Genomic DNA, 22,483 nt, shown 5'->3' with positions numbered 1-22,483 from the left:
GTCAGTTTCCGTTCTCAAGAGGGTCTGGGCTGTCTTTGAGGACCAGGGCGCCGTACGGTTCCAGGGTCAGGCGGGGCCCGCAGGCGTCCCCGGTGAGCACGTCCACAGACTGCCCGGTGAGCGTCACGGTGCGTGGTTCCGCGCCGTGGTTCAGCAGGAAGTGGTGGCCGCCGCGGGTGGCGAGTTCGACGTCGTCCGGCAGCGTTCCTGCCACCGGCAAGGAGATGCGGGCTGCTGCCAGGGCCTCCCCCACGATGTGCCCCAGCGCAGGACCGGGCAGGTCGCACCCCGCGTACCAGGCGGTGCCGCTGCCGTGGCTGTTCCGGACTACCGCCGGTTTTCCAGCCAGGGAGCCGGAGGCAAACGTGGCCGCCGCCGCAGCGCCGGGGCCGTCCAGGCGGAGGTCCTCGGACCAGACAGTGGCCTGGAGCCCGGCCGGCACATCTGCAGTGACGCCGTCCTGGGGCGCCGCGAAGTCGAGGCCGATTCCTTCCGCCAGGGGCCGCCATTCCTCGCCGCTGACGCCGAGCATGGACGCCAGGACAGAGGGGAACCGCCCCTGCCGGAGGTGGCCGTTGCTGTCCGCCACCCCGGTGAAGGGCCCGACGACGGCCGTCCCGCCCCGGTGCACCCAGGACGCCAGCGCCCCGGCGTTGTCCTCGGTGAGGAGGAAGAGGCTGGGGACGAGCACCAGGTCGAACCGGTCCAGCGGCGTTGAGGGGTGCACCACCTCCACGGACAGGCCGCGCCGCAGCAGCGGCCGGTAGTAGGCCTGCAGCTGGTCCAGGACGCCGAGCCTGTCCGTGGGGCAGTCCGGGGCCTCCGCCGCCCACCAGCTGTTCCAGTCGAAGAGGACAGCGATCCGGGACGGCGCCGGGGTCCCGGCGAGGAGCCGCAGGTCCTGCAACTGGGAGCCGAGCTCCGCGACTTCGCGGAACACGCGGGTGTCCTCCCCTGCCAGCGGCACCACGGCAGAGTGGAAGCGTTCGGCGCCGAAGGCGGACTGGCGGAACTGGAAGAAGCAGATGCCGTCGGAGCCGCGGGCCAGGGCGGAGAACGAATCCACGCGGAGGGCCCCGGGTTCCTTGGCGCTGTTGTGGGGCCGCCAGTTCACCGCGGAGGCTGCCGATTCCATCAGCAGCCAGGGTGTGCCGCCGGCCAGTCCGCGGCACAGGTCGTGGGTGAGGGCGCCCAGTTCCCAGGTCTGCGGCTGCCCGGGATCGGTGTACCAGTTGTTGCCCACCAGGTCCGTTTCCCCCGCGAAGCTGAAGTAGTCCGCGCCGCGGAAGAACCCCATCAGGTTGGTGGTGACCGGTACAGCCGGGGAGTACTGGCGGATGATGTCCCGTTCAGCGGTGAAAAGTCTGAGCAGCGACTCCGAGGTAAAGCGCTTGAAGTCCAGGACCTGCGTGGGGTTGTGGAGGTACGGCGCCGTGCGCGGCGGCAGGATTTCCTCCCAGGTGCTGTAGCCCTGGCTCCAGAAAGTGGTCCCCCAGGCCGAGTTCAGGTGTTCCAGGGAGCCGTAGCGGCGCAGCAGCCAGGTGCGGAACGCGGCGGCCGTTTCGTCGTCGTAACTGATCTGTCCCAGCTCGTTCCCCACGTGCCACATCACCACGGCGGGGTGCTGGCCGTACCGCTCGGCGAGCGCTGCGGTGACCTGCCGTGCGGCGCTGCGGTACACGGCCGACGACGGCGAGAACTGGTTGCGGGAGCCGTACCAGAGCGTCGTCCCGGCGGCGTCCGTGGGCAGCGTGCTGGGGTAGCGGTGCCCCAGCCAGGGCGGCGGCGATGCGGTGGGCGTGGCCAGGCAGACCTTGATGTTTCCCTCGTCGAGGAGGGCAAGGATCCGGTCAAGCCAGCCGAAGTCCCAGGTGCCCTCGGTGGGCTGCAGGCGTGCCCAGCTGAAGACGCCGAGGGTGACCAGGTTGATGCCGGCCTGCTGCATCAGTCGGATGTCCTCCGGCCAGCTTTCCTCCGGCCATTGCTCGGGGTTGTAATCGGCGCCGAAGAGCAGCCCGGCCCGCTCTGTCACGGCGCTCAGGCCGTGGCTTCGAGGATGCATGGAATTCCTTGGTTAAATGATGGATATGAGTAATCGAAAGGCTTCAACGGCGGCGACCATCAGTGACGTGGCCAAAGAGGCAGGGGTTTCCACGAGTACCGTGTCCTACGTGATGAGCGGGAACCGTCCCATATCGAAAGAAACCCGCGAAATCGTCGAAGCGGCGATGCGCCGGCTGAAGTACAGTCCCCGGTCCAGTGCCCGTGCCCTGGCCTCCAGCCGCTCGAATGTCCTGGGGCTGGTGGTGCCCCTCCGCGCGGACGTCAATGTGGGAGTAGTGATGCAGTTCGTCACCGCCGTGGTGACTACGGCCCGGACGTTCAACCAGGACGTCCTGCTCCTGACCCAGGACGACGCCGGCAGCATTGAGCGGGTGACGTCCCAGTCCATGGTGGACGGCCTGGTGATGATGGACATCGAGGCCCGCGATCCGCGCATCCCCGTGCTGGCCAAGCTGGACAAGCCCGCGGTGCTGATCGGCATGCCGGACGATCCGCGTGGCCTCAGCTGCGTTGACTTCGACTTCGCCGGCGCCTCCCGCACCGCGGTCCGCCATCTGGTGGAGCTCGGCCACCGCGGCATCGCCTTCATCGGTTCCCCGCCCGCCTCGCTGCGCCGGCACGCCACCTATGCGGACCGGGCCCTGCGCGGTTTCGAGGAGGCATGCCGGGAACTTGAGGTCACGCATGTCTCGGTGGCCTGCGAGGCGAACTCCAAGGACCTGGCCCGCGCGCTGGACAAGGTCTTCGCCGGTCCGGAGGCCATCACCGCCCTCCTGGTGCACAACGAGGGACTGCTGCCCATCCTGCGCGAGAACCTCGCCGCGCACAGCCTCTCCGTCCCGGAAGACATCTCGGTGGTGGTCATAGCCCCCGCCGATGTGGCCACGTCCGCCTTCCTGCCCTGGACGGCGGTGTCCATCCCCGCCATGGACATCGGCCGCGCCGCCGTGGAGATGGTGATGGACCGGCTGAGCCTGGCCAAGCCCGCCGAGCTGCGGCTCATCGCCCCCACCCTCTCCGAGGGGGCAAGCACCGCGGCGGTCCGCTGACAGCTGCCGCAGGAACACGGGAACGCTCATCCCTTGACCGCGCCGATCATCACGCCTTTGGTGAAGTGCTTCTGCACGAAGGGGTACACGATCAGGATGGGGATCATGGCGAGCACGATCACGGCCATCTGCAGCGCCGGGCCTGCCGCCGCCCCGGTGCCAACATCCACCTGGCCGGGCACAGAAACACCCTGGAGCACGTAGGACCGGAGCACCACCTGCAGCGGGTTCATGGAGCTGTCGTTGATGTAGAGGATGGCGTTGAAGAACGCGTTCCAATAGCCCACCCCGTAAAACAGGGCGATGACGGCGGTGACGGCCTTGGACATGGGCAGCACGATCTGGGTGAGGGTGCGCCACTCGCTGGCGCCGTCAATCCTGGCGCTGTCCAGGATCCCCCGGTCGATGCCCATGAAGAAGCCGCGCAGGATGATGATGTTGAACACCGAGATGCAGCTGGGCAGGATCAGCGCCCAGTAGGTGTTGATCAGGCCCAGGCCGGACACCAGCAGGTACGCCGGGATGATGCCTGCGCTGAAGAACATGGTGATCAGCAGGGTGAACAGGATAGGCGTGTGGGCGAAGGACCCCGGCCGGGACAGGCCGTAGGCGCAGAGGATGGACACCACCATGCTCAGGGCCGTTCCGGTGGCCGTGACGCCCACGCTGACCAGCACCGCCCTGGTGACCACCCCGCCGCTGAGGATCTGCTGGTAGGCGGCGAAGGAGATTTCCCCGGGGACCAGGACCAGCCCGCCGGCCTGCGTGATGGTGGCCTGGGAGGAGATGCTGGTGAGGACGATCGTGTACAGCGGCCCCAGGACTGCCAGGACGACGACGGCGAGCACCACGATCTTGCCGGCCTTCGCCGCCGCTCCGGGTTCTTCGTCCCAGATGGGGCGTTCCGGTTTGGTGCGCGGCTGCCTGGGTGGTTTGGCGGCACTGGCTCGAGTGGGCGCCTTATTGGTTAGTGTGCTCATTTGGAATAGACACCGCTCTCACCGAAGATGTGGGCAACTTTGTTGGCGGTCAGGATCAGCGCCAGGCTCACCAGGCCCTTGATCAGGCCTGCGGCGGCAGCGTAGCTCCAGTCGCCGTTCTGCACGCCGGTGTAGTACACGAAGGTGTCCAGGACCTCGGAGGCCTCGGCCCCCACGGCGTCCCGCTGCAGGATCATCTGCTCGAAGCCCACGGTCAGCGAGTCGCCCAGCCGGAGGATGAGCAGCAGAACGATGACGCTGCGGAGCCCGGGAAGGGTGACGTGCCACATGCGCTTCCACCGGCCGGCCCCGTCCACGGCCGCTGCTTCATACTGCGCGGGGTCGATGGCACTGAGGGCTGCGAGGAACACGATGATGCCCCAGCCTGCGTCCTTCCAGACGGCCTGGGAGGTGAGCAGGAACAGGAACGTGTCCGGGTTGGTCATGATGTCCACGGCCTGCCAGCCGTTGGCGCGCAGCGACTGGTTCAGCAACCCGGCGCCGCCGAAGATCTGCTGGAACACGGAGACCACCAGCACCCAGGAAAAGAAGTGCGGCAGGTACACCACGGCCTGGATGGCGGCCCGGAGCCGCGGGTTGACCAGGGAGTTGAGCAGCATGGCCAGGGCGATGGGGATAGGAAAGAAGAACACCAGCTGGAACGCCGTGATCACCAGGGTGTTCTTGACGGCCAGCCAGAAGTCCGGGTCCGCCAGCACCCGCGCGAAGTTGTCCAGCCCCACCCAGGGGCTGTCCGGAATCCCCACATACGGGGAGTAGTCCTGGAAGGCCACCACGTTGCCCAGCATGGGAAGGTAGGCAAAGACGGCCAGCAGGATCACGGCGGGCAGTGCCATGAACACCAGGGAGCGGTCCCGGTTGAACCGCAGTCTGAGGTTGGCCTTCGGCCTCAGGGCGGGGACGGCCGTGCTGCCTGCCCCGCCGCCACCCGAGCCGCCGCCCTGCCCCGGGGCACCCAAGCCGCCGGCCGCCGTCGTACGTCCTGCCGGGTGCCCGCTGTCCGGCGCCGCGGCGACCTCCTGCCCCGGCGCGGGGGCCTTGCGCTCTGTTCCGGTGCTCATCCTTGCCATCTCCTAGGCCAGGAATCCGGCGTAGAAGTCCCGGAGTTCGTCGCCGCCCTTGCTCTTCCAGGTGGCGAGTTCGGCGTCGAGGTCCTTCATGCTCTTGCGGCCGCGGATGATGTCCTTGGCAAGGTCGTCAAAGGGCTTGGACAGTGAGCCGAACTTGGCTGGCTCCTGGATCTGCATGCCGAAGAAGGCGTCCTCCACAACGTTGGGTGCCTGGCGCGCCTCCCACTCGGACTGGGACTGGACCAGCCCCGGGTACTGGACCATGGAGTTCACGATCGGGGCGTTCACCAGGAACGCGTAGGTGCTGGTGACTTCCTCGGTGCCCTTGGCCGTGGCCTTCGGGATGCCCTGGGCGTCCCTGGTGAAGTGGACGCCCTCCACGCCGTTGTTGATCAGCACGTTCTCCTCGGTGCCAAACGGGGCCGCCATGAAGTTGGCCAGCGCCAGCATCTCTTCCACCTTGGCGGGCTCCGTCTTCTTGATGAAGCTGAAGATCGCTGCCGGCTGGGCCCGGAACAGGGTGGGCTTCCCGCCGTCCGGGGCGAAGTAGTCCATGGGCTGCATGTTGAACTTCGGGTTGGACGGAAGGACGCGGGCCAGGGCCTCGTGCCAGGAGCCCATGCCGTCGGAGGCCATCAGCGAGGCGCCGGATTCGAAGCGCTGCTTGGACTGCTGCGCGTTGCCGGCCACGGCGTCCGGGTGGACCGAGCCGTCGGCAAACAGTTTCGCCGTCCACTCAAGGGCAGCCCGGTACTCTTCGGTTTCCACCTTGTTCTGCAGCGTGCCGCCCACCTGCTTCCACTTGGGGACCACGCCGTGCATGATCTGCGCGCCGGTCCAGACGTCTTCCGAACCCCAGCGGTTCTTCGATTCGTCCGTGAGTTCCTTGGCCAGCGTCCGGTATTCGTCGGCGGAGGTGGGCGGCTTGGCGCCGAGCTCCTCGAAGAGGTCCGCGCGGTAGAAGATGGCGTCCGAGATCAGGGCACCGGGGTAGGGCAGACCGTAAAGGCCGCCCTCGAAGCAGCCCATCTTCCACGCCGCCGTCGGAATATTCGCCAGGTTGGGGTACTTGTTGACCTTGTCCCCGGCGATGAACTCGGAGAGGTCCTGGAAGACGCCCGCGGCAGCCTGCCCGAAGCGCGGCGGCAGGTTCCATCCCGGAATGACCATCCAGTCCGGCACGTCCTTGGGCGAGGCCAGGACGGTCTGCACCTTGTCCGCGTAGGCGTTGCCGTCGTTGACCTGGAAGTTGATGGTGGCACCGAGCTTCTCGTTGACCGCCTTGTAGTAGCTGTTCTCCGGAAGCGCAGGCGGGACGGCCCACCAGGCGGGCGTCATGGCCGTGTAGGTTCCGCCGCTTCCGGGAGGCGTGGACACGGACTTGACCAGGGACGAGGGGATGCTGGTGAAGCCCGGGGTGGAGCCCTTCACGGAGGGGATGTCCGGTTTCACCAGCTCCAGCGGCTTGTAGGCGGGCACCAGCTTGGCCACCGTTTCGGCCAGGCTGCCGGAGGTGGCTGCCTGCGGCGCGGCGCCTCCCGAGCAGGCCGTCAGGGCTGCAGGGGCGGCCGCCAGGAACACCGCACCGCTGAGGATGCCAAGGAAGGAGCGGCGGTTGACGCCGGCGGAGGCCTCGTTGAGCAGGCGGCTGGCGGATTTATGGGGGCGTCCCCTTGACGGGTCTACCTGGGAACCGAGCATGACAGCACTCCTTTGTGTGAGCCAATGAGGGAAGATTCAATGATTCATCGAACCGATTCGACTTCGATCAGGGTATGACACCGGCATGGGATCGGGCAAGGGCAGAATGTGTTGCGCCTCACAAGCGGGAGTGCAACACTGGGTGTCGCCAGAATTTGTATAAGCGATTCGATAACCCGCTGATTGGACTGCCGTGCGCCTAGAACCCGCCACCTTTGCCGCCCCCACCACTGACGCCGCGAGTGACGACGCCTCCGGCGGTAACGGCACGGCGGGCGCGGATGGATACACCGCGGGGCTGGCCCACCAGATCCTCCGCACGCTGTCCCTTGAGCAGAAGGTGGCCATGCTGCACCAGCACGCCCCGGCGGTGCCGGAGCTGGGGCTGGCGCCTTTCCACACGGGCGCGGAGGCAGCGCACGGTGTCGCCTGGCTGGGACCGGCCACCGTCTTTCCGCAGCCCGTGGGCATGGCAGCCACCTGGGATGCGGACCTGATCGAACGGCTCGGCGAAGCCACGGGGCGTGAGCTCCGCGGAAAGAAGGCGGAGGACCCGTCCGTGGGCCTGAACGCCTGGGCGCCGGTGGTGAACCCGCTGCGGCACCCGCTGTGGGGGCGGAACGAGGAAGGCTTCTCCGAGGACCCGCACCTCACCGCGCAACTGGCCGGCGCCTACTGCCGCGGACTCAGGGGCAGGGACCCGCGCACCTGGCTGACCGTCCCCACCCTCAAGCACTTCCTCGGCTACAACAACGAGCTGGACAGGAACGTCACCTCCAGCATCCTCAGCCCTCGGGTCCTGCACGAATACGAACTTCCGGCGTACCGCTCCCCCATCGAGGACGGGGTGGCGGGGGCGGTGATGCTGTCCTACAACCTGGTGAACGGCCGGCCCGCCCACGTCTCCGACCTGGTTCAGTCCGAGCTGCGGCAGTGGCGCAACGGGGAGTCGGTCACCATCGTGACGGACGCGGGCGCGCCGGGTTCCCTCTTCCGGGCGGAGAAGTATTTCGACGACGGCCCGGCAGCCTACGCGGCCGCCCTCCACGCCGGGGTGGACAGCTTCACGGACGACGGCGACAACCCGGCGCCGTCCCTCGCCTACCTCAACGAGGCGCTGGAGAAGGGGCTGATCAGCGAGTCCGACGTTGACCGGGCGGTGCTGCGGCTCCTTCTGCTCCGGGCCAGGACCGGCGAGTTCACGCCGGACAGTGATCCCTACGCCTCCATCGGGGCGGACGCCATCGGCGATACCGTCCACGTCCGGCTGGCACGGGAAGCGGCCGCAAAGTCCGTGGTGGTGCTGCGCAATGAGTCCGGGGCTGACGCCCCCTCCGGCGCCGGCACAGGCTTGCTCCCGCTGGGCAGCGAGCCCGGAACCTTTGCCGTCATCGGGACCCTGGGGTCACGGGTGCTGAGCGACTGGTACAGCGGAACCCTGCAGGACGAGGTCAGCATCGCCGACGGGCTGGCCCGCCGCTACGGCGGAAGCACGGGAGCCGGTGTCGTTGCCGAGGAGGGTAACGATGTCATTGCCCTGCGGAGCGTCCGGACCGGCGGGTACCTGGGCGGGGCCGGCACTGCCGTCCTCACCGCCCAGGCTGCTGCTCCCGGCGAAGCGGAGCGGTTTATCGTCAAGGACTGGGGTAAGGGTGAGCTGACCCTCCGGTCGGAACTGACCGGGAAGTTCGTGACGGACACCGGGGACGGGTACCTGCGCGCCACGGCAGACCGTGTGGGCGGCTGGGTTGTGCAGGAGACGTTCCTGCTTGACCGCGCATCGGACGGTACGGCCGCGCTGCAGCATGTGGGAACCGGGAAATGGCTCCGAATCGAAGCCGGCACGGCGAGCGCTGCCCTTGTTCCCGACGCCGGCACAGCCGACCGCTTTGTGCTCCGCACGCTCAAGTCCGGCCACGAGGCCGCCCGGCAGGCCGCCGCGAATGCTGGCACCGCCGTCGTGGTGGTGGGCAACGACCCCCACCTCGGAGGGCGGGAGACGCTGGACCGCACCACCCTGGACCTTCCGCTGGCAGACCAGGAACTGGTCCGCGTGGTGCGCGAGGCCAACCCGCGCACGGTGCTGGTGGTGGTGTCCTCCTACCCCTACGCCCTCGGCGCGCTCGCAGATACACCGGCCATCGTCTGGACGTCCCATGGCGGGCAGGAGCTGGGCAATGGTGTGGCGGATGTCCTGGGCGGTGATACTGAGCCGTCCGGGCGGCTGCCGCAGACCTGGTTCCGCCGGGATGCGGACCTTGCGGACATCCTGGACTACGACATCATCACCTCCCACTCCACGTACCTGTACAGCCGCGCGGAACCCCTGTACGCGCTGGGGCACGGATTGACGTACGGCGAGGTGCACTACGAATCTGTGGCCCAGCGCGAACTGCCGGGCGAAGGCCCCCAGGGTGCGGACCAGGTGGAACTCGTGGTGGAACTGCGCAACGCCGGCGCCCGCCCGGCGTGGGAACTGGTGCAGGTGTACGCGTCCGCCCCGGACCACCGCTTCGATTTCCCCCGCCGGCTCCTGGTGGGCCACCAGCGGGTGAAGGTCCCGGCCGGAGGCACGGCCACGGCAAGGATCCGGGTGCCGCTCGAGAGGCTTGCCACCTACAGCGTGGTGGAGGAACGGATGCTGGTGGAACCCGGTACGTACCAGCTTCTGGTGGGCGCGTCCGCGGAGGATCTTCCGCTGGCAGTCCCATTCAGTGTGGCGGGGAGCGCCGGATCCGGGCGCCGGGCCGGCCGGTGGTTCCGGGCTGAGAACTTCGACTCCTGCCACCATCTGGCGCTGGTGCCCGAAACGCCGCTGGCCGGCACGGCGATCGCACCGGCGGACACTACCCGGCCCGGCTGGGCGCTCTACCGCGGCTGGGAGCTGGCCCCTGCCGACGGCGGTCATGAGGTGATGCTTGACCTGGTTTCCGGCGAACCGGCGGGGCCTGCCGGCCTGGTCCGCATCCAGGTGCCCGGCCCTGCGGACACCTGGAACACCGCGGGCAGCGCCAGGATTGCCGCGGGCTTCAGTGGTGAGCTTGTGATTCAGCTTCGCCCCGGCACAACATTCCGCGTGCGCGGCGGCGCCTTCCGGCTGGTGCTGGAAGGCGCCGTAAAAGTCACCCGGGTGCAGCTGGCGTAGCCGCGGCCGGCAGCCACCTGGTACGAAGCGGTCAGGCGCGCGTGATCAGGCGTTTTTGGTCTGGCGCGTCTGGTCGGGAGCGTCTGTTCAGGCGCCGATCATTTCGGCGTCCGCCTGCGCCTGGCGCTCCGGCAGGTCGGGAATCATTGACGCACGCCGCTCAATGTAGGCGCCGACCTCCTCGTCGTCCAGCACCAGCAGCTCGGCCTGGCCGCGGAGCCAGGCGGCGTTGAGCGCCGTGATGTTCTCCCTCTCCAGCAGATCCTCAAACTCGCCGTCAAGCTCCTCCATCCGGAGGACGCCGTCGGGAACTTCCTCGGAGTCCTCATCCAGGCCACCGTCCAGGTAGCGCTCCTCGTCTTCTTCGGACAAGTCATCAAATGCCTCGACAGCCCGGTTGAAGAGGTCAAGATGGGCAGGGGCACCCATGCCCGCCATGCCTTCGCGGACCAGGGTGTCCGTTTCGGAGCGGTCGACGGCGGTGAACACGTACTGCGCGAAGCCTCCCTCCAACGCCTGGGTCAGATAGAAGTCCACGCAATAGCTGCGCACGGCCACGGGCGACATCTCTTCGGCCCGCAACAGGGCGCTGTGCATGGCATCCACAACGCTGACGTTCGCCTCCACGACGTCCTCGTCGCTGGAGTCGATGCTGCTGCTGGTCAGGACGACGGGCTGCTGGCTGGTGATCATGGCAATCCTCACGGCTGGTACGGGTGGTGCTCGGAACGTTTTTCACGCTACGTGGACCGGGCCGGTGCGCCGTTGAGGGGGAAATGAACGTCCGGCGAAGTTTTCGTCGTAGGCAGGTTTTCCTTCCGCCGGCCGTCGTGGCCGCCCTTGCCGCCGGACGGCCCGCCCACCGAGCCGCGCTTCACGAGGGTCGCGGCGAATTCGGGTTTGGCCGCCGGCGCTTTCCTGCCCTGGATCTGCCGGATGAGGGCCTCGGCTGCTGCCACGCCCATCTCGTACACAGGCTGGGCGATCACCGTCAAAGGAGGCCTGGTGAGGCGGGTCCAGGCGAAATCGTCGTACATGAGGAACGAGACATCATCCGGAATAGCGAGGCCGAGGTCCTGGATGGCCTCCACAACGCTGAGCCCGATCAGGCCGTCAGAGGCGATGATGGCCGTTGCAGGGTCCGGCTGCTGCAGCAGTTCACGGGTGATCTTCTTGATGGTTTCCGGTCCGTCGGCGTTGAAGCGCACCAGATCGTCGGGTTCCTTGAGACCCGCTTCCCGGAACGCCCGCATGATTCCGTCCCGCCGGTCCGAGATCTGGGAAGAGCCCAGCGACAGGCCCGTGGCGTAGGAGTCATTCGTCCGAAGCGTGGAGATGAAGGCGATCCGGCTGTGTCCGGCCTCAATCAAATAGCGGGTTGACTCATGGGAAATGCCTTCCATGTCCACGGCCACCGTGTCCACACCCAGCCCCTGCGCCGTACGGTCCAGCAGGACCAGCGGCCTTCCCGAGCTGTGGACTTCCTGGAGGTGCTGGGTCTCCACGGAAGAGGCGGGTGCCACGATCAGGCCGTCAACCCGCTTGTCCAGCAGCACCCTGACGGCGTCCACTTCCGCAGCCCTGTCCTCATCCGTGTTGACCAGGATGACGTTGAAGCCGCTCTTCTTGGCGGTGTCCGTTATTCCCCGGGTGGCCAGGCCGAAGTGCGGGTTTTCGATGTCGCCCACCACCACGCCGATGGTGTTGGACTTCCCCGTGTTCATGCTGCGGGCGAGCTCGTTGGGCCGGTAGTTCAGCTCCTCCGCGGCGGCCTGCACCCGCTCCCGGACGTCCTCGCTCACTGCGCCGTAATTTCCCAGGGCACGGGCCGCCTGGGCCTTGGACACCTGCGCGGCCTTGGCGACGTCGGCAACGGTGACGTCGCGTCGACGGGAAGCATCAGTACTCATGTCGGCCTTTCGTAATGGACCCTTGACGCCCTTAGTGGCGTCGATTACATTTCTATCCATCGATGTGAGTCCGGTCTCAATCGTAGGCATTGAGACCGGACTCAGCAAGGGTTTCCGGCAAACCCGCCACGGCGGATCTTGATCCTCCATCTCCCGCTTCCTCACGATTGGAAAACTCGCTGTGATTACTCGAACCACTGTGCGCCCCGCGGCGCTCATTGCCGCGGCCGTTGCCGCTGTCCTGGCACTCTCCGGCTGCGGCGGCTCCTCATCAGCCTCGTCCTCGCCGGCCGAAAACCCCTACGGCCTCATTGAGCCGGGCTCCATCCGGGTTGCAAGCCTGGGCGATTCGAAGCCCTATACGTTCACGGATGCCCAGGGCAAGTTCACCGGCTTCGACGTGGAACTCTTCACGGACGTTGCCTCCCGCGCCGGCGTAGACGATGTGGTCTTCACCGGACAGGACTTCTCCGGCCTGCTGGCCGCCGTAGCCAACGGGCAGTTTGACGCCGGCGTGGCGGCCATCGGCATCACGGACAAGCGCAAGGAAACTGTCGATTTCTCCGACGGATACCTGGCCGGCTACCTCACCGTCATCACCACCAAGTCCTCCGGCATCAGCAACGCCGACGGACTTTCCGGAAAACGCCTGGGCGTGGTGCAAGGAACACTGCAGGAAGCCTATGCAGTGAAGAACTTCACCTCGGCCAGCCTGGTGCGGTTCCCGGACAACAACACGGCAATCTCCGCCGTCAACAGCGGTTCTGTGGATGCACACTTCCTGGACTACGAAGCCGCGAAGTCCTACCAGGAACAGTTCGGACTGGTCAGCGCCGCGGACATCCCGTCCTTCGACGCACCGGCCGGGTTCGCCGTCGCCAAGGGCAAGACCGCCCTCAAGGAGGCCCTCAACAAGGGCCTGGCCGAAGCCATGGAGGACGGCACCTGGAAGAAGCTCTACGAGAAGTGGTTCCCGGGTTCCCCGATGCCCGAGCAGTACCTCCCGAAGTCAGAACAGACCGCAACCCCGGCCCCGACAGCAAGCAAGTAGACCACGGGCATGTCCGGGCGGGCCGAACGCTTCCATGCCAAGGCCCGCCCGGCTGCTACCGGAACAACTAACACCTGAGAGCATTCAATGGACTGGCTCAACACCATCATCCGCACCTTCTTCGACTTCGGCGCCATGGCTGAAGTCCTGCCCCAGCTCCTGGCGGTAGGCCTCCTCAACACCCTCATCATCTCCGTCGCCGCCACCGTCATTGGCGTGGTCCTGGGCATGGTGGTGGCCGTCATGGGCATCTCACCGTCCAGGTGGCTGCGCATCCCGGCCCGCATCTACACGGACCTCTTCCGCGGCCTGCCGGCCATCCTGACCATCCTCCTGATCGGCCAGGGCTTTGCCCGCCTCAGCCAGTCGATCTTCGGCCCCTCGCCCTACCCCCTGGGCATCATCGCCCTCAGCCTGATTGCCAGCGCCTACATCGGCGAAATCTTCCGCGCCGGCATCCAAAGCGTGGACAAGGGCCAGGGCGAAGCATGCCGCGCCCTGGGCATGAGCTACGGCAAATCGATGGCACTGGTGGTGATCCCCCAGGGCATCCGCCGCGTCCTGCCTGCCCTCGTGAACCAGTTCATCGCCATCGTGAAGGACTCCTCGCTGGTGTACTTCCTCGGACTGCTGGTCAGCGAACGCGAACTCTTCCGCGTGGGCCAGGACGCCGCAGTGCTCTCCGGGAACCTCTCCCCCCTGGTCATGGCGGGCATCTTCTACCTCATCATCACCGTGCCGCTCACCCACCTGGTCAACTACTTCGATACCCGCTTCCGCACAGGAAAGCGCCGTCCCTCGGCCCCCACCAGCGGCCTCAAAGAAGTCAAGGAACTGGACGCGGCCTCACCGCTCACCACCGGGAGCAACACATGATCACCAGCACCAGCACAAATACCACTGCTGACATCGAAACCTTCCACGGCTCCAGCCTGGAGCTGAAGAACCTGACCATGGCCTACGGGGATATTGAGGTCCTCCGCAACGTCAGCCTGGCCGTGGCACCCGGCACCACCACCTGCATCATCGGGCCGTCCGGCTCAGGCAAGTCCACCCTCCTGCGGGGCGTGAACAGGCTGCATGAGCCCAAGAGCGGTGACGTTGTACTCGCCGGCGAAAGTGCGCTAAACGTCAACCCGGACATCCTGCGCAGCCGGATCGGCATGGTGTTCCAGCACTTCAACCTCTTCCCGGACCACACCGCGCTGGAAAACGTGGCCCTCGCCCTCCGGAGCGTCAAGAAGATGTCCAAGGCGGAGGCACGGGAACGCGCGCGCCTCCGCCTGGCCGAAGTGGGACTCGCCGAACGCGCCGACCACCGCCCCCGGGACCTTTCCGGCGGGCAGCAGCAGCGCGTTGCCATCGCCCGCGCCCTCGCCATGGAACCGGAAGTAATGCTTTTCGACGAGGCCACCAGCGCCCTGGACCCCGAGCTCGTTAAGGGAGTCCTGACCCTGATGGCGTCGCTGGCCAAGAGGGGAATGACCATGGTGGTGGTCACGCACGAGATGGGCTTCGCCCGGAAGGTGGCCGACCAGGTGGTCTTTATGGACGAAGGCGAAGTCGTGGAAGCCGGCACCCCGGCGGAGATCTTCGACAACCCGCGCAGCGAGCGCCTCCAGCGTTTCCTCTCCGAGGTCCTCTGATGGGGTCCGCAGGCAAAGGACCCATCCGTACCGCCGTCGTCGGCTTTGGCATCTCGGGACGGGTCTTCCATGCACCCCTTATTGAGGCAGACCCGTCCTATTCACTCGATGTCATTGTCACCGCAGATCCGGAACGGGCCGCCGCAGCGGCTGCCCGCTACCCGCACGCGCGAGTCGTGCCGACGGCGGAGGCCATGTTCGCGCTGGCGGCGGACCTCGACCTGGTGGTCCTGGGAACCCCTCCGGCCACGCATTTTGGCATGGCATCGACGGCGATCGCCCACAAGCTGCACGTGGTGGTGGACAAGCCGTTTGTCACCACCTCGGCCCAGGGGCAGGAACTCTTGGCCTTGGCGTCAGAGGCCGGCATGCAGCTGACGGTTTTCCAGAACCGCCGCTGGGACTCGGACTTCCTCACCCTCAGGAAGCTCCTCCACGAGGGCGCGCTGGGCGAGGTCCGGACCTTCGAATCCCGGTTTGAGTGGTGGCGCCCCGAGGGATTCGGGAACTGGCGCGATTCCGCCACCACAGCCGAGGGCGGAGGAATCCTCCACGACCTGGGTGCCCACCTCATTGACCAGGCCGTCCAACTGTTCGGCCCCGTGGCGCGCAGCTACGGCGAAACAGCGCGCCAGGGCCTGAACCCGGATGCGGCCGACACGGAAGCGTTCGTGTCCCTGCTGCATGACTCGGGGGTGCGCTCCCGGCTGTGGATGAACGGCATGGCCGCCCAGGCAGGCCCCCGGTTCCACGTCCTGGGCTCCCACGCCGGCTACACAAAGTGGGGACTGGACGGCCAGGAACCCGCGCTCGACGCCGGCCTGCCGCCGTCGGACCCGGCATATGGCGTTGAGTCCCAGGAGTCTTGGGGGCTCCTGGGAGTCGACGGCGCAACACGCGCCGTGCCCGCCGAGCGGGGCGCGTATCCCCAGTTCTACCGGCTCCTCGCCGGAGCCCTCCTGCACGGCGGGCCGGTCCCTGTTGACCCGGCGGACGCCGTCGCGGTCCTCAAAGTCATCGAAGAAGTCCATGTCCTCGCCTGACGTACGTCGCCACGGCACACCTTCACACCACCAATCTTCCACACCAGGAAAGCGAGACACCATGTCCTCCGCAAACCCCGCCAGGAAAGTCGCCGTCATCGGCGGCGGAATCCTTGGCGTTTCCACCGCCGTCCACCTGGCAAAGGGAGGCGCGCATGTCACACTCGTCACGTCCGGTCCGCTGGCAAGCGGAGCCTCCGGCCGCTCGATCGCATGGCTGAACTCCTCCGGCGCCCGATCCGCCGAGTACCACTACCTCCGGATGCTCGCCATCGACCGCTACCGCACCTGGAGCGCGCACCACCCCGAAAGCCGCGACTATCTGAGGTTCGATGGTGCACTGAAATGGGCCGGCCCGGACGAAACCTTCCGCGATACCTTCGCTTTCGAGCGTTCGGGCGGATACCACTCCGTCTGGGTGGACAGCAGGGACGTGGCCCGGATCGCCCCGGATGTGGACGCCGCTGCGGTGGCCGACGAGGGTGCCATTTATAACCCTGGTGAAGGCTGGGTCAACATGCCCGACTTCATTACGGCATTGGCTTCCGAGGCGGCGGACAACGGGGCGGTGATCATCAAGGATGCCGGGGATGTCCAGGTGGATGTGAGGGACAGCGCCGCGGTCGGCGTCATCCTGGGCGACGGGACGCGGCTGGAAGCCGACCAGGTGGTATTGGCCACCGGCGGTGAGGTCCCGGCCCAGCTCGCAGCCCTGGGCGTAACGGTTCCTGATGCCACGCCGGCCGCCTTCGTGGTGTTCACCGAACCGCTCGACGTGAAAGTGCAGACCGTCCTGAACACGCCGCGGGTCGCTGTGCGGCCCACGCCTGACGGCGGGCTGGTACTTGACGCGGACTGGGCAGAGCAGTCCGTGATCATCGAAGACGACGGATCCTTCACGGTTCCCGAGGAGTCCGTCCAGGGCCTGCTCGAGGAAGCCTCGAAGGTACTCGCGGGGAATCCCCGGCTGACCGTCCGGCGGGTGGCTGCAGGCCTGAAACCCATTCCCGGCGACGGTGAACCGGTGGTGGGCCCGGTGTCTTCGATACCAGGCCTGCACACGGTTTTCACCCATTCGGGCGCCACGCTGGGGCTGATCCTCGGTGAGCTCCTCGCGGAGGAAATCCTTACCGGAACCCCCTCTCCCGTACTCGCCGCCTTCCGGCTTGACCGGTTCGACGCCGGCGCCCCCGCCCGCGAGGCCGTGGGGACCGGTGCTTGGGCGCCGGTGCACCAGAGCTGACAGGCCGGGCGGTGGTGCGGGCCGAAGCCCCACCACCTCCCGGGCCGGCTGCGGCATTCCGCTGCAGTTGCCTCCCTGGTTGTCCATGTGATCCCACCCTGCCGCCCTCCAGTCGCCGGCGGCGCCCTTCGCCCCGCCGGCGAACTAAGATGGATCAGATGACCAACCACCGGCCCGGCCCCGCCGTGGCCTGCTGAAAGTAGCGCGCACCATGCCATCCCAACCGGACGAGAGTGCGGCACTGGCAATACAGACTCCCGCCATCAACGACCGCTCGCTGGCGGCCGGGCTGGCGTATGCCATGGGAAGCCGCGTCTCGGGCATCTCGTTCGACGCCGGCACCGGGCTCATGCTGGGCAAGGTCCGCGGCGGCGCGGACGTGCCCTACTCCACCACCGCCAAGCTGGTCCGCAAGGGCGGCGGCTGGAGCTGCACCGTGGGCGTGTGCAGCTGCCCGGTCCGCAAAGACTGCAAGCACGTGGCGGCGCTGCTCTTCGCTGCCGAGGACAACCCGGCCATCCGGGTCCAGCTGCTCACGCCGTCCACCTCCACCCAGCTGTCCCGCACCCCGCCCGGCGCCGTCCTGTCCGACTGGGAGCAGGCCCTCAGCCCGCTGATCTCCCAGCCGGGAGCCGTCCCCTCCAACGCCGGAGTGCCGCTGGCGCTCCAGTTCGAGGTGGAAGAACCCGCGCCGCACTTTTCCTACACCGGCCGGCGCGATCCGCAGCGCAGCGTCCGCCAGCTCAAGGCCCGGCCCGTCATCATGGGCGCCAAGGGCAAGTGGATCCGCGGCGACGTTTCCTGGACCACGCTGAACTACCTGAACTTCCGGCGCGAGTGCAATCCCGCGCATGTGGAGTGGATGCAGGAGTTCCTGGCCGCCCATTCCGCGGCAGCCGGCCGGACCTACAACTCCTCCGGCTTCTGGCTGGGGCTGAACTCGTACGCCGGGAAGAATCTGTGGAGCCTGCTGGAAGACGCCGGGAAGATCGGCCTTGCGCTGGTGCACTCGCGCGGCACTGAGCCGGTCCGCCTCGCAGGGTCCCCCGCCGCCGTCGGCCTTAGCCTGAGCCGTCACGGCTCGCCGCTCGACGGCGCGACCGCAGCGGTGGGGGCGGCACCCGCGGCGGCCGCCAAGGACCAGGCGTCCGACGGCGGCCTGGAGCTTGCGCCCACCATCGCCATTGAGGGCGTGGAGGTTGATCCGGCGTCCGTGGGAACCATCGGCCGCCCCGCCCACGGCATTTTCTTCACCACCGACGGCGGCGCGCTGCCCGGTGTTGGCGAGGCACCGGCGGGCGAGAACGTGATCACGCTGGCTCCGCTGGAAGGCGGCCTGAGCGAGGAACTGCTGACGTTCGTGACGGCCGGCAGCACGCTGCATATCCCGGCCAGGGACGAGTCGCGGTTCCTGACGGGCTTCTACCCGAAGCTGAAGCAGACGGCCCGGGTCACGGCCCGGGACGATTCCGTGGAACTCCCGGCGCTGGCCGTCCCCACCCTGTCCCTGCTGGCAAACTACGGCGCCGACCACAGGGTGCGGCTGCACTGGGAGTGGCACTACAAAAGCGGAAACCTGGTCACGGCGCAGCCCCTCTGGAGGCACCCCGGCGACCACGGCTACCGCGACGACACCGCGGAAGCCCGAATCCTCGAAGGCCTCGGCCAGCCGTGGGACGTGGTGCCCGCCCTGGGTGAGTCCGCCACCGGCGGCTGGGGCACCCCGCGGCTTGCGGCGTCAGCGGAACTGAAGGGCCTGGACACACTGGCCTTCACCGAGGAGGTCCTCCCCCGGCTGCGCGAAGCCCCGGACGTCGAGGTGGACACCGTGGGCGAAATCGCCGAATACCGCGAGGCCGAGGAAGCGCCGGTGGTGTCCATCTCCACCAAGGCCACCGAGCAGCGCGACTGGTTCGACCTCGGCATCCAGATCACCCTTGAAGGGCAGCCGGTCTCCTTCGCGGCGGTATTCTCCGCGCTGGCGTCCGGCCAGACCAAGATGCTGCTGCCCAGCGGCGCCTACTTCTCCCTGGACCTGCCCGAGCTGCACCAGCTGCGCGCACTGATCGAGGAGGCGCGCTCCCTGCAGGACAACAAGGACGCGCCCCTGCAGATCAGCCGCTTCCAGGCCGGGCTGTGGGACGAGCTTGCCCAGCTGGGAATCGTGGACGAGCAGGCGGCCGCGTGGCGTTCAGCGGTGGGCGGCCTGCTTGAAGGCGGCGTGGACGGCCTGCCGCTCCCGGCCACCCTCAATGCGGAGCTCCGGCCGTACCAGCTGGATGGCTTCAACTGGCTCACGTTCCTGTACCGTCACAGCCTGGGCGGGATCCTCGCGGACGACATGGGCCTGGGCAAGACCGTCCAGGCCCTGGCCCTGATGTGCGCGGCGAAGGAGCTTTCCCTGGCGGCAGCAGATGCTTCAGCAGGCCAGTCCGACGCCGGCGCCCCCTTCTTGGTGGTTGCCCCCACCAGCGTCGTGGGCAACTGGGCAGCGGAAGCGGCGCGTTTTGCCCCCGGCCTGAAGGTCCAGGCCGTCAGCGAGACCTTCGCCAAGAGCAACCAGGCGCCGGCCGAGGCACTGGCCGGGGCCGATATTGTGATCACGTCCTACGCCCTGTTCCGGATCGACTACGAGGCCTACGCCTCCCGCACCTGGTCCGGCCTGGTCCTGGACGAGGCGCAGTTCGTGAAGAACCACCAGTCCAAGGCGTACCAGTGCGCCCGGAAACTGCCGGCGGTTTTCAAGCTGGCCATCACGGGCACGCCGCTGGAGAACAACCTCATGGAGTTCTGGGCGCTCACCTCGATCGTTGCGCCCGGACTGTTTTCCAGCCCCAAGCGCTTCGCCGAGTATTACCAGAAGCCGGTGGAGAAGAACGGCGACAAGGGGCAGCTGGACAAGCTCCGCCGTCGGGTCCGTCCGCTGATGATGCGCCGCACCAAGGACCAGGTGATCAAGGACCTGCCGCCCAAGCAGGAGCAGATCCTGGAGGTTGTGCTCAACCCGCGCCACCAGAAGGTGTACCAGACGCACCTGCAGCGCGAACGGCAGAAGATCCTGGGGCTCATCGAGGACGTGAACAAGAACCGGTTCACCATCTTCCAGTCGCTGACCCTGCTGCGGCAGCTCAGCCTGGACGCCTCCCTGGTGGACCCGGCGCTTTCGGCAGTGCGGTCAAGCAAGCTGGACGTGCTGTTCGAGCAGCTGGAGGACCTGGTGGCTGAGGGCCACCGCGCCCTGATCTTCAGCCAGTTCACCGGCTTCCTGGGGAAGGTCCGGGAGCGCCTGGACGAGGAGAAGATCGAATACTGCTACCTCGACGGCGGCACCCGGAACCGCGCGGACGTGGTCAACGAGTTCAAGAACGGCAGCGCTCCGGTGTTCCTGATTTCGCTGAAGGCCGGCGGGTTCGGGCTGAACCTCACCGAGGCCGACTACGTGTTCCTCCTGGACCCCTGGTGGAACCCGGCTTCCGAAGCGCAGGCCGTGGACCGGACCCACCGCATTGGGCAGGCACGGAACGTGATGGTGTACCGGCTGGTTGCCAAGGACACCATCGAGGAAAAGGTCATGGCGCTCAAGGCCCGGAAGTCGCAGCTGTTTTCCGATGTCATGGAAGGTGATGCCCTAGCCGGGGGCGCCATCACGGCGGAGGACCTCGCGGGGCTGTTCAAGGAGTAGCGGTGAAGGCGGGGCTTTGGGCCCTACGCCTGCACCATGGCCGGACTTAATCTGGGATCAGCAGAGCGACTGGCGGGCGCCTGCCACATCCCGGGAGGCAAACCGTGAAATCGGCCAACGCGAGCATCATCGCCGGCATCGTCCTGATCTCGGCTGGCGTGCTGCTGTTGCTGGACCTGCTCAACGTCATCGAGAGCGCGGCCTATGTGCCGATGCTGATCTTCGCCGCCATAGGGGCCGTGTTCCTGTCCCTCTTCATCCGCAGCCCGGAGAACTGGTGGGCCGCGATCCCCGGTTCGGTGTTCCTGGGTTTGGCAGCCGTGGTTGCCGCCTCCCAATTTACGGACGGCGGCGCCGGCGCGAGTTTCCTGTTCCTGTTCATGGCCGCCGGATTCGCCGCCGTCTACCTGCGCCAGCGGGGCAACTGGTGGGCGGTGATCCCCAGCGGCGTGATGCTGACCCTCGCCGTCATTGTTACCCTCCCGCAGGATCTGCAGGGCATGCCCGTGGCAGCCGTCCTCTTCCTCGGCCTGGCGGCCACCTTCGGCGTGCTGTCCCTGGTGCCCGTCCCCGACGCCGGGCCCACCGGGCGGCTGAAGTGGCCCCTGATCCCGGCGGCCGTCCTGGGCGTGCTGGGCGTAATCTTCGCCCTGCAGTCCACGGCACTGCTCATCGCTGCGGACATCCTTGTGCTCACCCTCATGATCCTGGCGGGCGTCGCCCTTCTGGTGTACGCCTACCGCGCCCTGCATGGCGGGCACGGCAAGGCCCACGGCTAGGACCTGACAAGGCCAGGCGGAGGGCACCGGGAGGAACAGGCACCGCCAGGGGCGCGTCGCATAAGCTGGTACTCCACGGAACTACAACGTTGGAGAACCAGTGCAAGAGCCGCTCACTCCCCTGCGTCCCGACGCCTTCAGGACGCCGTACCGCGATCCGGTCTGGGACGGCCCAACGGATCCGATCCTGGTTCATGACCACCTCACCGGTGAGTGGGTGCTGTTCTACACCCAGCGCCGGGCCACGGCACCGGGCCTCTCAGGAGTGGAGTGGGTGCACGGCACGGCCATCGGTTCAGCACGATCCTCGGACGGGGGCGCCACCTGGCAGTACCGGGGCACCGTGGACGGACTGGTGCCGCCCGGAACTGAACTGCCGGCAACCCTCTGGGCGCCCGACGTCGTACGCATCGGCGATGAGTGGCTGATGTACCTGACCGTCCTGGGCGGGATGCGGAAGGACTGGAACGGAAACGCGGCACTCGTGCAGTTCGCCAGCGGGGACCTGGTGGATTGGGAGTACCTGGGCCCCATCGGCCTCGATTCGCCTCGGGTGATCGACGCCGCCGTCGCACCGTGCGGGGACGGCCGCTACCGGCTTTGGTACAAGGACGAGGCCCGCGGCTCCACCACGTACAGCGCGGTGAGCGATACGCCGCGGGACCCCTCGTCCTGGACCCTGGAAGGCATCACCATTCCCGGCCGCCCGCATGAGGGGCCCAAGGTGTTCCGGCTCGAGGGAACCTACTGGATGATCGTGGATGAGTGGCGGGGCCAGGCGGTGTACCGCTCGGCGGACGCCAGCGGCACCTGGGTCCGGCAGGAGCACCTGGACGGGCTGATCCTCACCCGGCCGGAGCACGTGGACGGGCGGCCCGTCGTCGGACGCCACGCGGACGTGGTGCCGCTCGACCCCACGGAAGACGGCAAGGAGCGGGCCCTGCTGGCCTACTTCACGCATTCGCACTGGGGCGGCGAGGACATCGACACCATGGCCCCGAACCCCGAAACCCGACTGAGCCATATCCGCGGCGCGGTCCTGGAAGTCCGGGACGGGAACCTTGTGTGTACTGAACACTGATTTCCGGCCGACCAGGCG

At 67.5% G+C, this 22,483-nt stretch carries 16 protein-coding genes; 10 read left to right on the top strand and 6 right to left on the bottom strand.

Annotation, left to right across the window (positions count from 1 at the left end; all coding sequences use genetic code 11):
* Position 1: 1 nt before the first annotated feature.
* On the bottom strand, positions 2–2,062 hold the full coding sequence (locus NFU08_RS01785) for a beta-galactosidase (RefSeq protein ID WP_251420270.1): 2,061 nt from the start codon (positions 2,060–2,062) through the stop codon (positions 2–4).
* A gap of 25 nt (positions 2,063–2,087) precedes the next feature.
* Between NFU08_RS01785 and NFU08_RS01780 the strand changes: the two genes are divergently transcribed.
* Positions 2,088–3,113: a LacI family DNA-binding transcriptional regulator gene (locus NFU08_RS01780; protein ID WP_174176318.1), complete on the top strand. Its 1,026-nt coding sequence runs from the start codon at positions 2,088–2,090 to the stop codon at positions 3,111–3,113.
* A gap of 26 nt (positions 3,114–3,139) precedes the next feature.
* Here the strand turns inward: NFU08_RS01780 and NFU08_RS01775 are convergent, their stop codons facing one another.
* The 3 genes from NFU08_RS01775 to NFU08_RS01765 are packed head-to-tail and all read right to left on the bottom strand — an operon-like array spanning position 3,140 to position 6,885.
* Positions 3,140–4,093 carry a carbohydrate ABC transporter permease gene (locus tag NFU08_RS01775; RefSeq protein ID WP_174176316.1) on the bottom strand — a complete coding sequence of 318 codons (954 nt, stop codon included), beginning with the start codon at positions 4,091–4,093 and terminating at the stop codon, positions 3,140–3,142.
* Complete coding sequence (locus NFU08_RS01770) at positions 4,090–5,175, bottom strand: sugar ABC transporter permease (protein ID WP_251420269.1); 1,086 nt, start codon at positions 5,173–5,175, stop codon at positions 4,090–4,092. Before NFU08_RS01770 ends, NFU08_RS01775 begins: the two co-directional genes overlap by 4 nt.
* A gap of 12 nt (positions 5,176–5,187) precedes the next feature.
* Positions 5,188–6,885, bottom strand: a complete 1,698-nt coding sequence (locus tag NFU08_RS01765; protein WP_251420268.1) for an extracellular solute-binding protein — start codon at positions 6,883–6,885, stop codon at positions 5,188–5,190.
* A gap of 193 nt (positions 6,886–7,078) precedes the next feature.
* Here NFU08_RS01765 and NFU08_RS01760 point away from each other — a divergent pair, with 193 nt between their 5' ends.
* Entirely contained in the window at positions 7,079–10,030 is a 2,952-nt protein-coding gene (locus NFU08_RS01760; RefSeq protein WP_251420267.1) for a glycoside hydrolase family 3 C-terminal domain-containing protein, read from the top strand.
* Positions 10,031–10,117: 87 nt separating this feature from the next.
* Here NFU08_RS01760 and NFU08_RS01755 read toward each other — a convergent pair whose 3' ends face one another.
* Together NFU08_RS01755 and NFU08_RS01750 are read right to left on the bottom strand one after the other, a co-directional pair.
* Positions 10,118–10,723, bottom strand: a complete 606-nt coding sequence (locus tag NFU08_RS01755; RefSeq protein WP_246256010.1) for a hypothetical protein — start codon at positions 10,721–10,723, stop codon at positions 10,118–10,120.
* 47 nt (positions 10,724–10,770) lie between these two features.
* Entirely contained in the window at positions 10,771–11,940 is a 1,170-nt protein-coding gene (locus tag NFU08_RS01750; protein WP_251420266.1) for a LacI family DNA-binding transcriptional regulator, read from the bottom strand.
* A 184-nt stretch (positions 11,941–12,124) separates the two neighbouring features.
* Between NFU08_RS01750 and NFU08_RS01745 the strand changes: the two genes are divergently transcribed.
* From NFU08_RS01745 to NFU08_RS01710, 8 genes are all read left to right on the top strand, one after another.
* Positions 12,125–12,991: an ABC transporter substrate-binding protein gene (locus NFU08_RS01745; RefSeq protein ID WP_251420633.1), complete on the top strand. Its 867-nt coding sequence runs from the start codon at positions 12,125–12,127 to the stop codon at positions 12,989–12,991.
* Positions 12,992–13,078: 87 nt separating this feature from the next.
* Entirely contained in the window at positions 13,079–13,867 is a 789-nt protein-coding gene (locus NFU08_RS01740; protein WP_251420265.1) for an amino acid ABC transporter permease, read from the top strand.
* Positions 13,864–14,637, top strand: a complete 774-nt coding sequence (locus NFU08_RS01735) for an amino acid ABC transporter ATP-binding protein (protein WP_251420264.1) — start codon at positions 13,864–13,866, stop codon at positions 14,635–14,637. The genes NFU08_RS01740 and NFU08_RS01735 overlap by 4 nt, the downstream gene beginning before the upstream one ends.
* Positions 14,637–15,680: a Gfo/Idh/MocA family oxidoreductase gene (locus NFU08_RS01730; protein ID WP_251420263.1), complete on the top strand. Its 1,044-nt coding sequence runs from the start codon at positions 14,637–14,639 to the stop codon at positions 15,678–15,680. The genes NFU08_RS01735 and NFU08_RS01730 overlap by 1 nt, the downstream gene beginning before the upstream one ends.
* 61 nt (positions 15,681–15,741) lie before the next feature.
* Entirely contained in the window at positions 15,742–16,923 is a 1,182-nt protein-coding gene (locus tag NFU08_RS01725; protein ID WP_174176308.1) for an FAD-binding oxidoreductase, read from the top strand.
* A 211-nt stretch (positions 16,924–17,134) separates the two neighbouring features.
* Positions 17,135–20,605: a DEAD/DEAH box helicase gene (locus NFU08_RS01720; protein ID WP_251420262.1), complete on the top strand. Its 3,471-nt coding sequence runs from the start codon at positions 17,135–17,137 to the stop codon at positions 20,603–20,605.
* Positions 20,606–20,709: 104 nt separating this feature from the next.
* Positions 20,710–21,384, top strand: coding sequence for a hypothetical protein (locus NFU08_RS01715; RefSeq protein ID WP_251420261.1), 675 nt, complete (start codon positions 20,710–20,712; stop codon positions 21,382–21,384).
* Between the two features lie 100 nt (positions 21,385–21,484).
* Positions 21,485–22,465, top strand: a complete 981-nt coding sequence (locus tag NFU08_RS01710) for a glycoside hydrolase (protein ID WP_251420260.1) — start codon at positions 21,485–21,487, stop codon at positions 22,463–22,465.
* Positions 22,466–22,483: the final 18 nt, after the last annotated feature.

Source organism: Pseudarthrobacter sp. NCCP-2145 (assembly GCF_023708005.1).
Classification (GTDB): domain Bacteria; phylum Actinomycetota; class Actinomycetes; order Actinomycetales; family Micrococcaceae; genus Arthrobacter; species Arthrobacter oxydans.
Note: the sequence above shows the minus strand (reverse complement) of the source record. Positions and strands in the feature narration are given on the sequence as shown.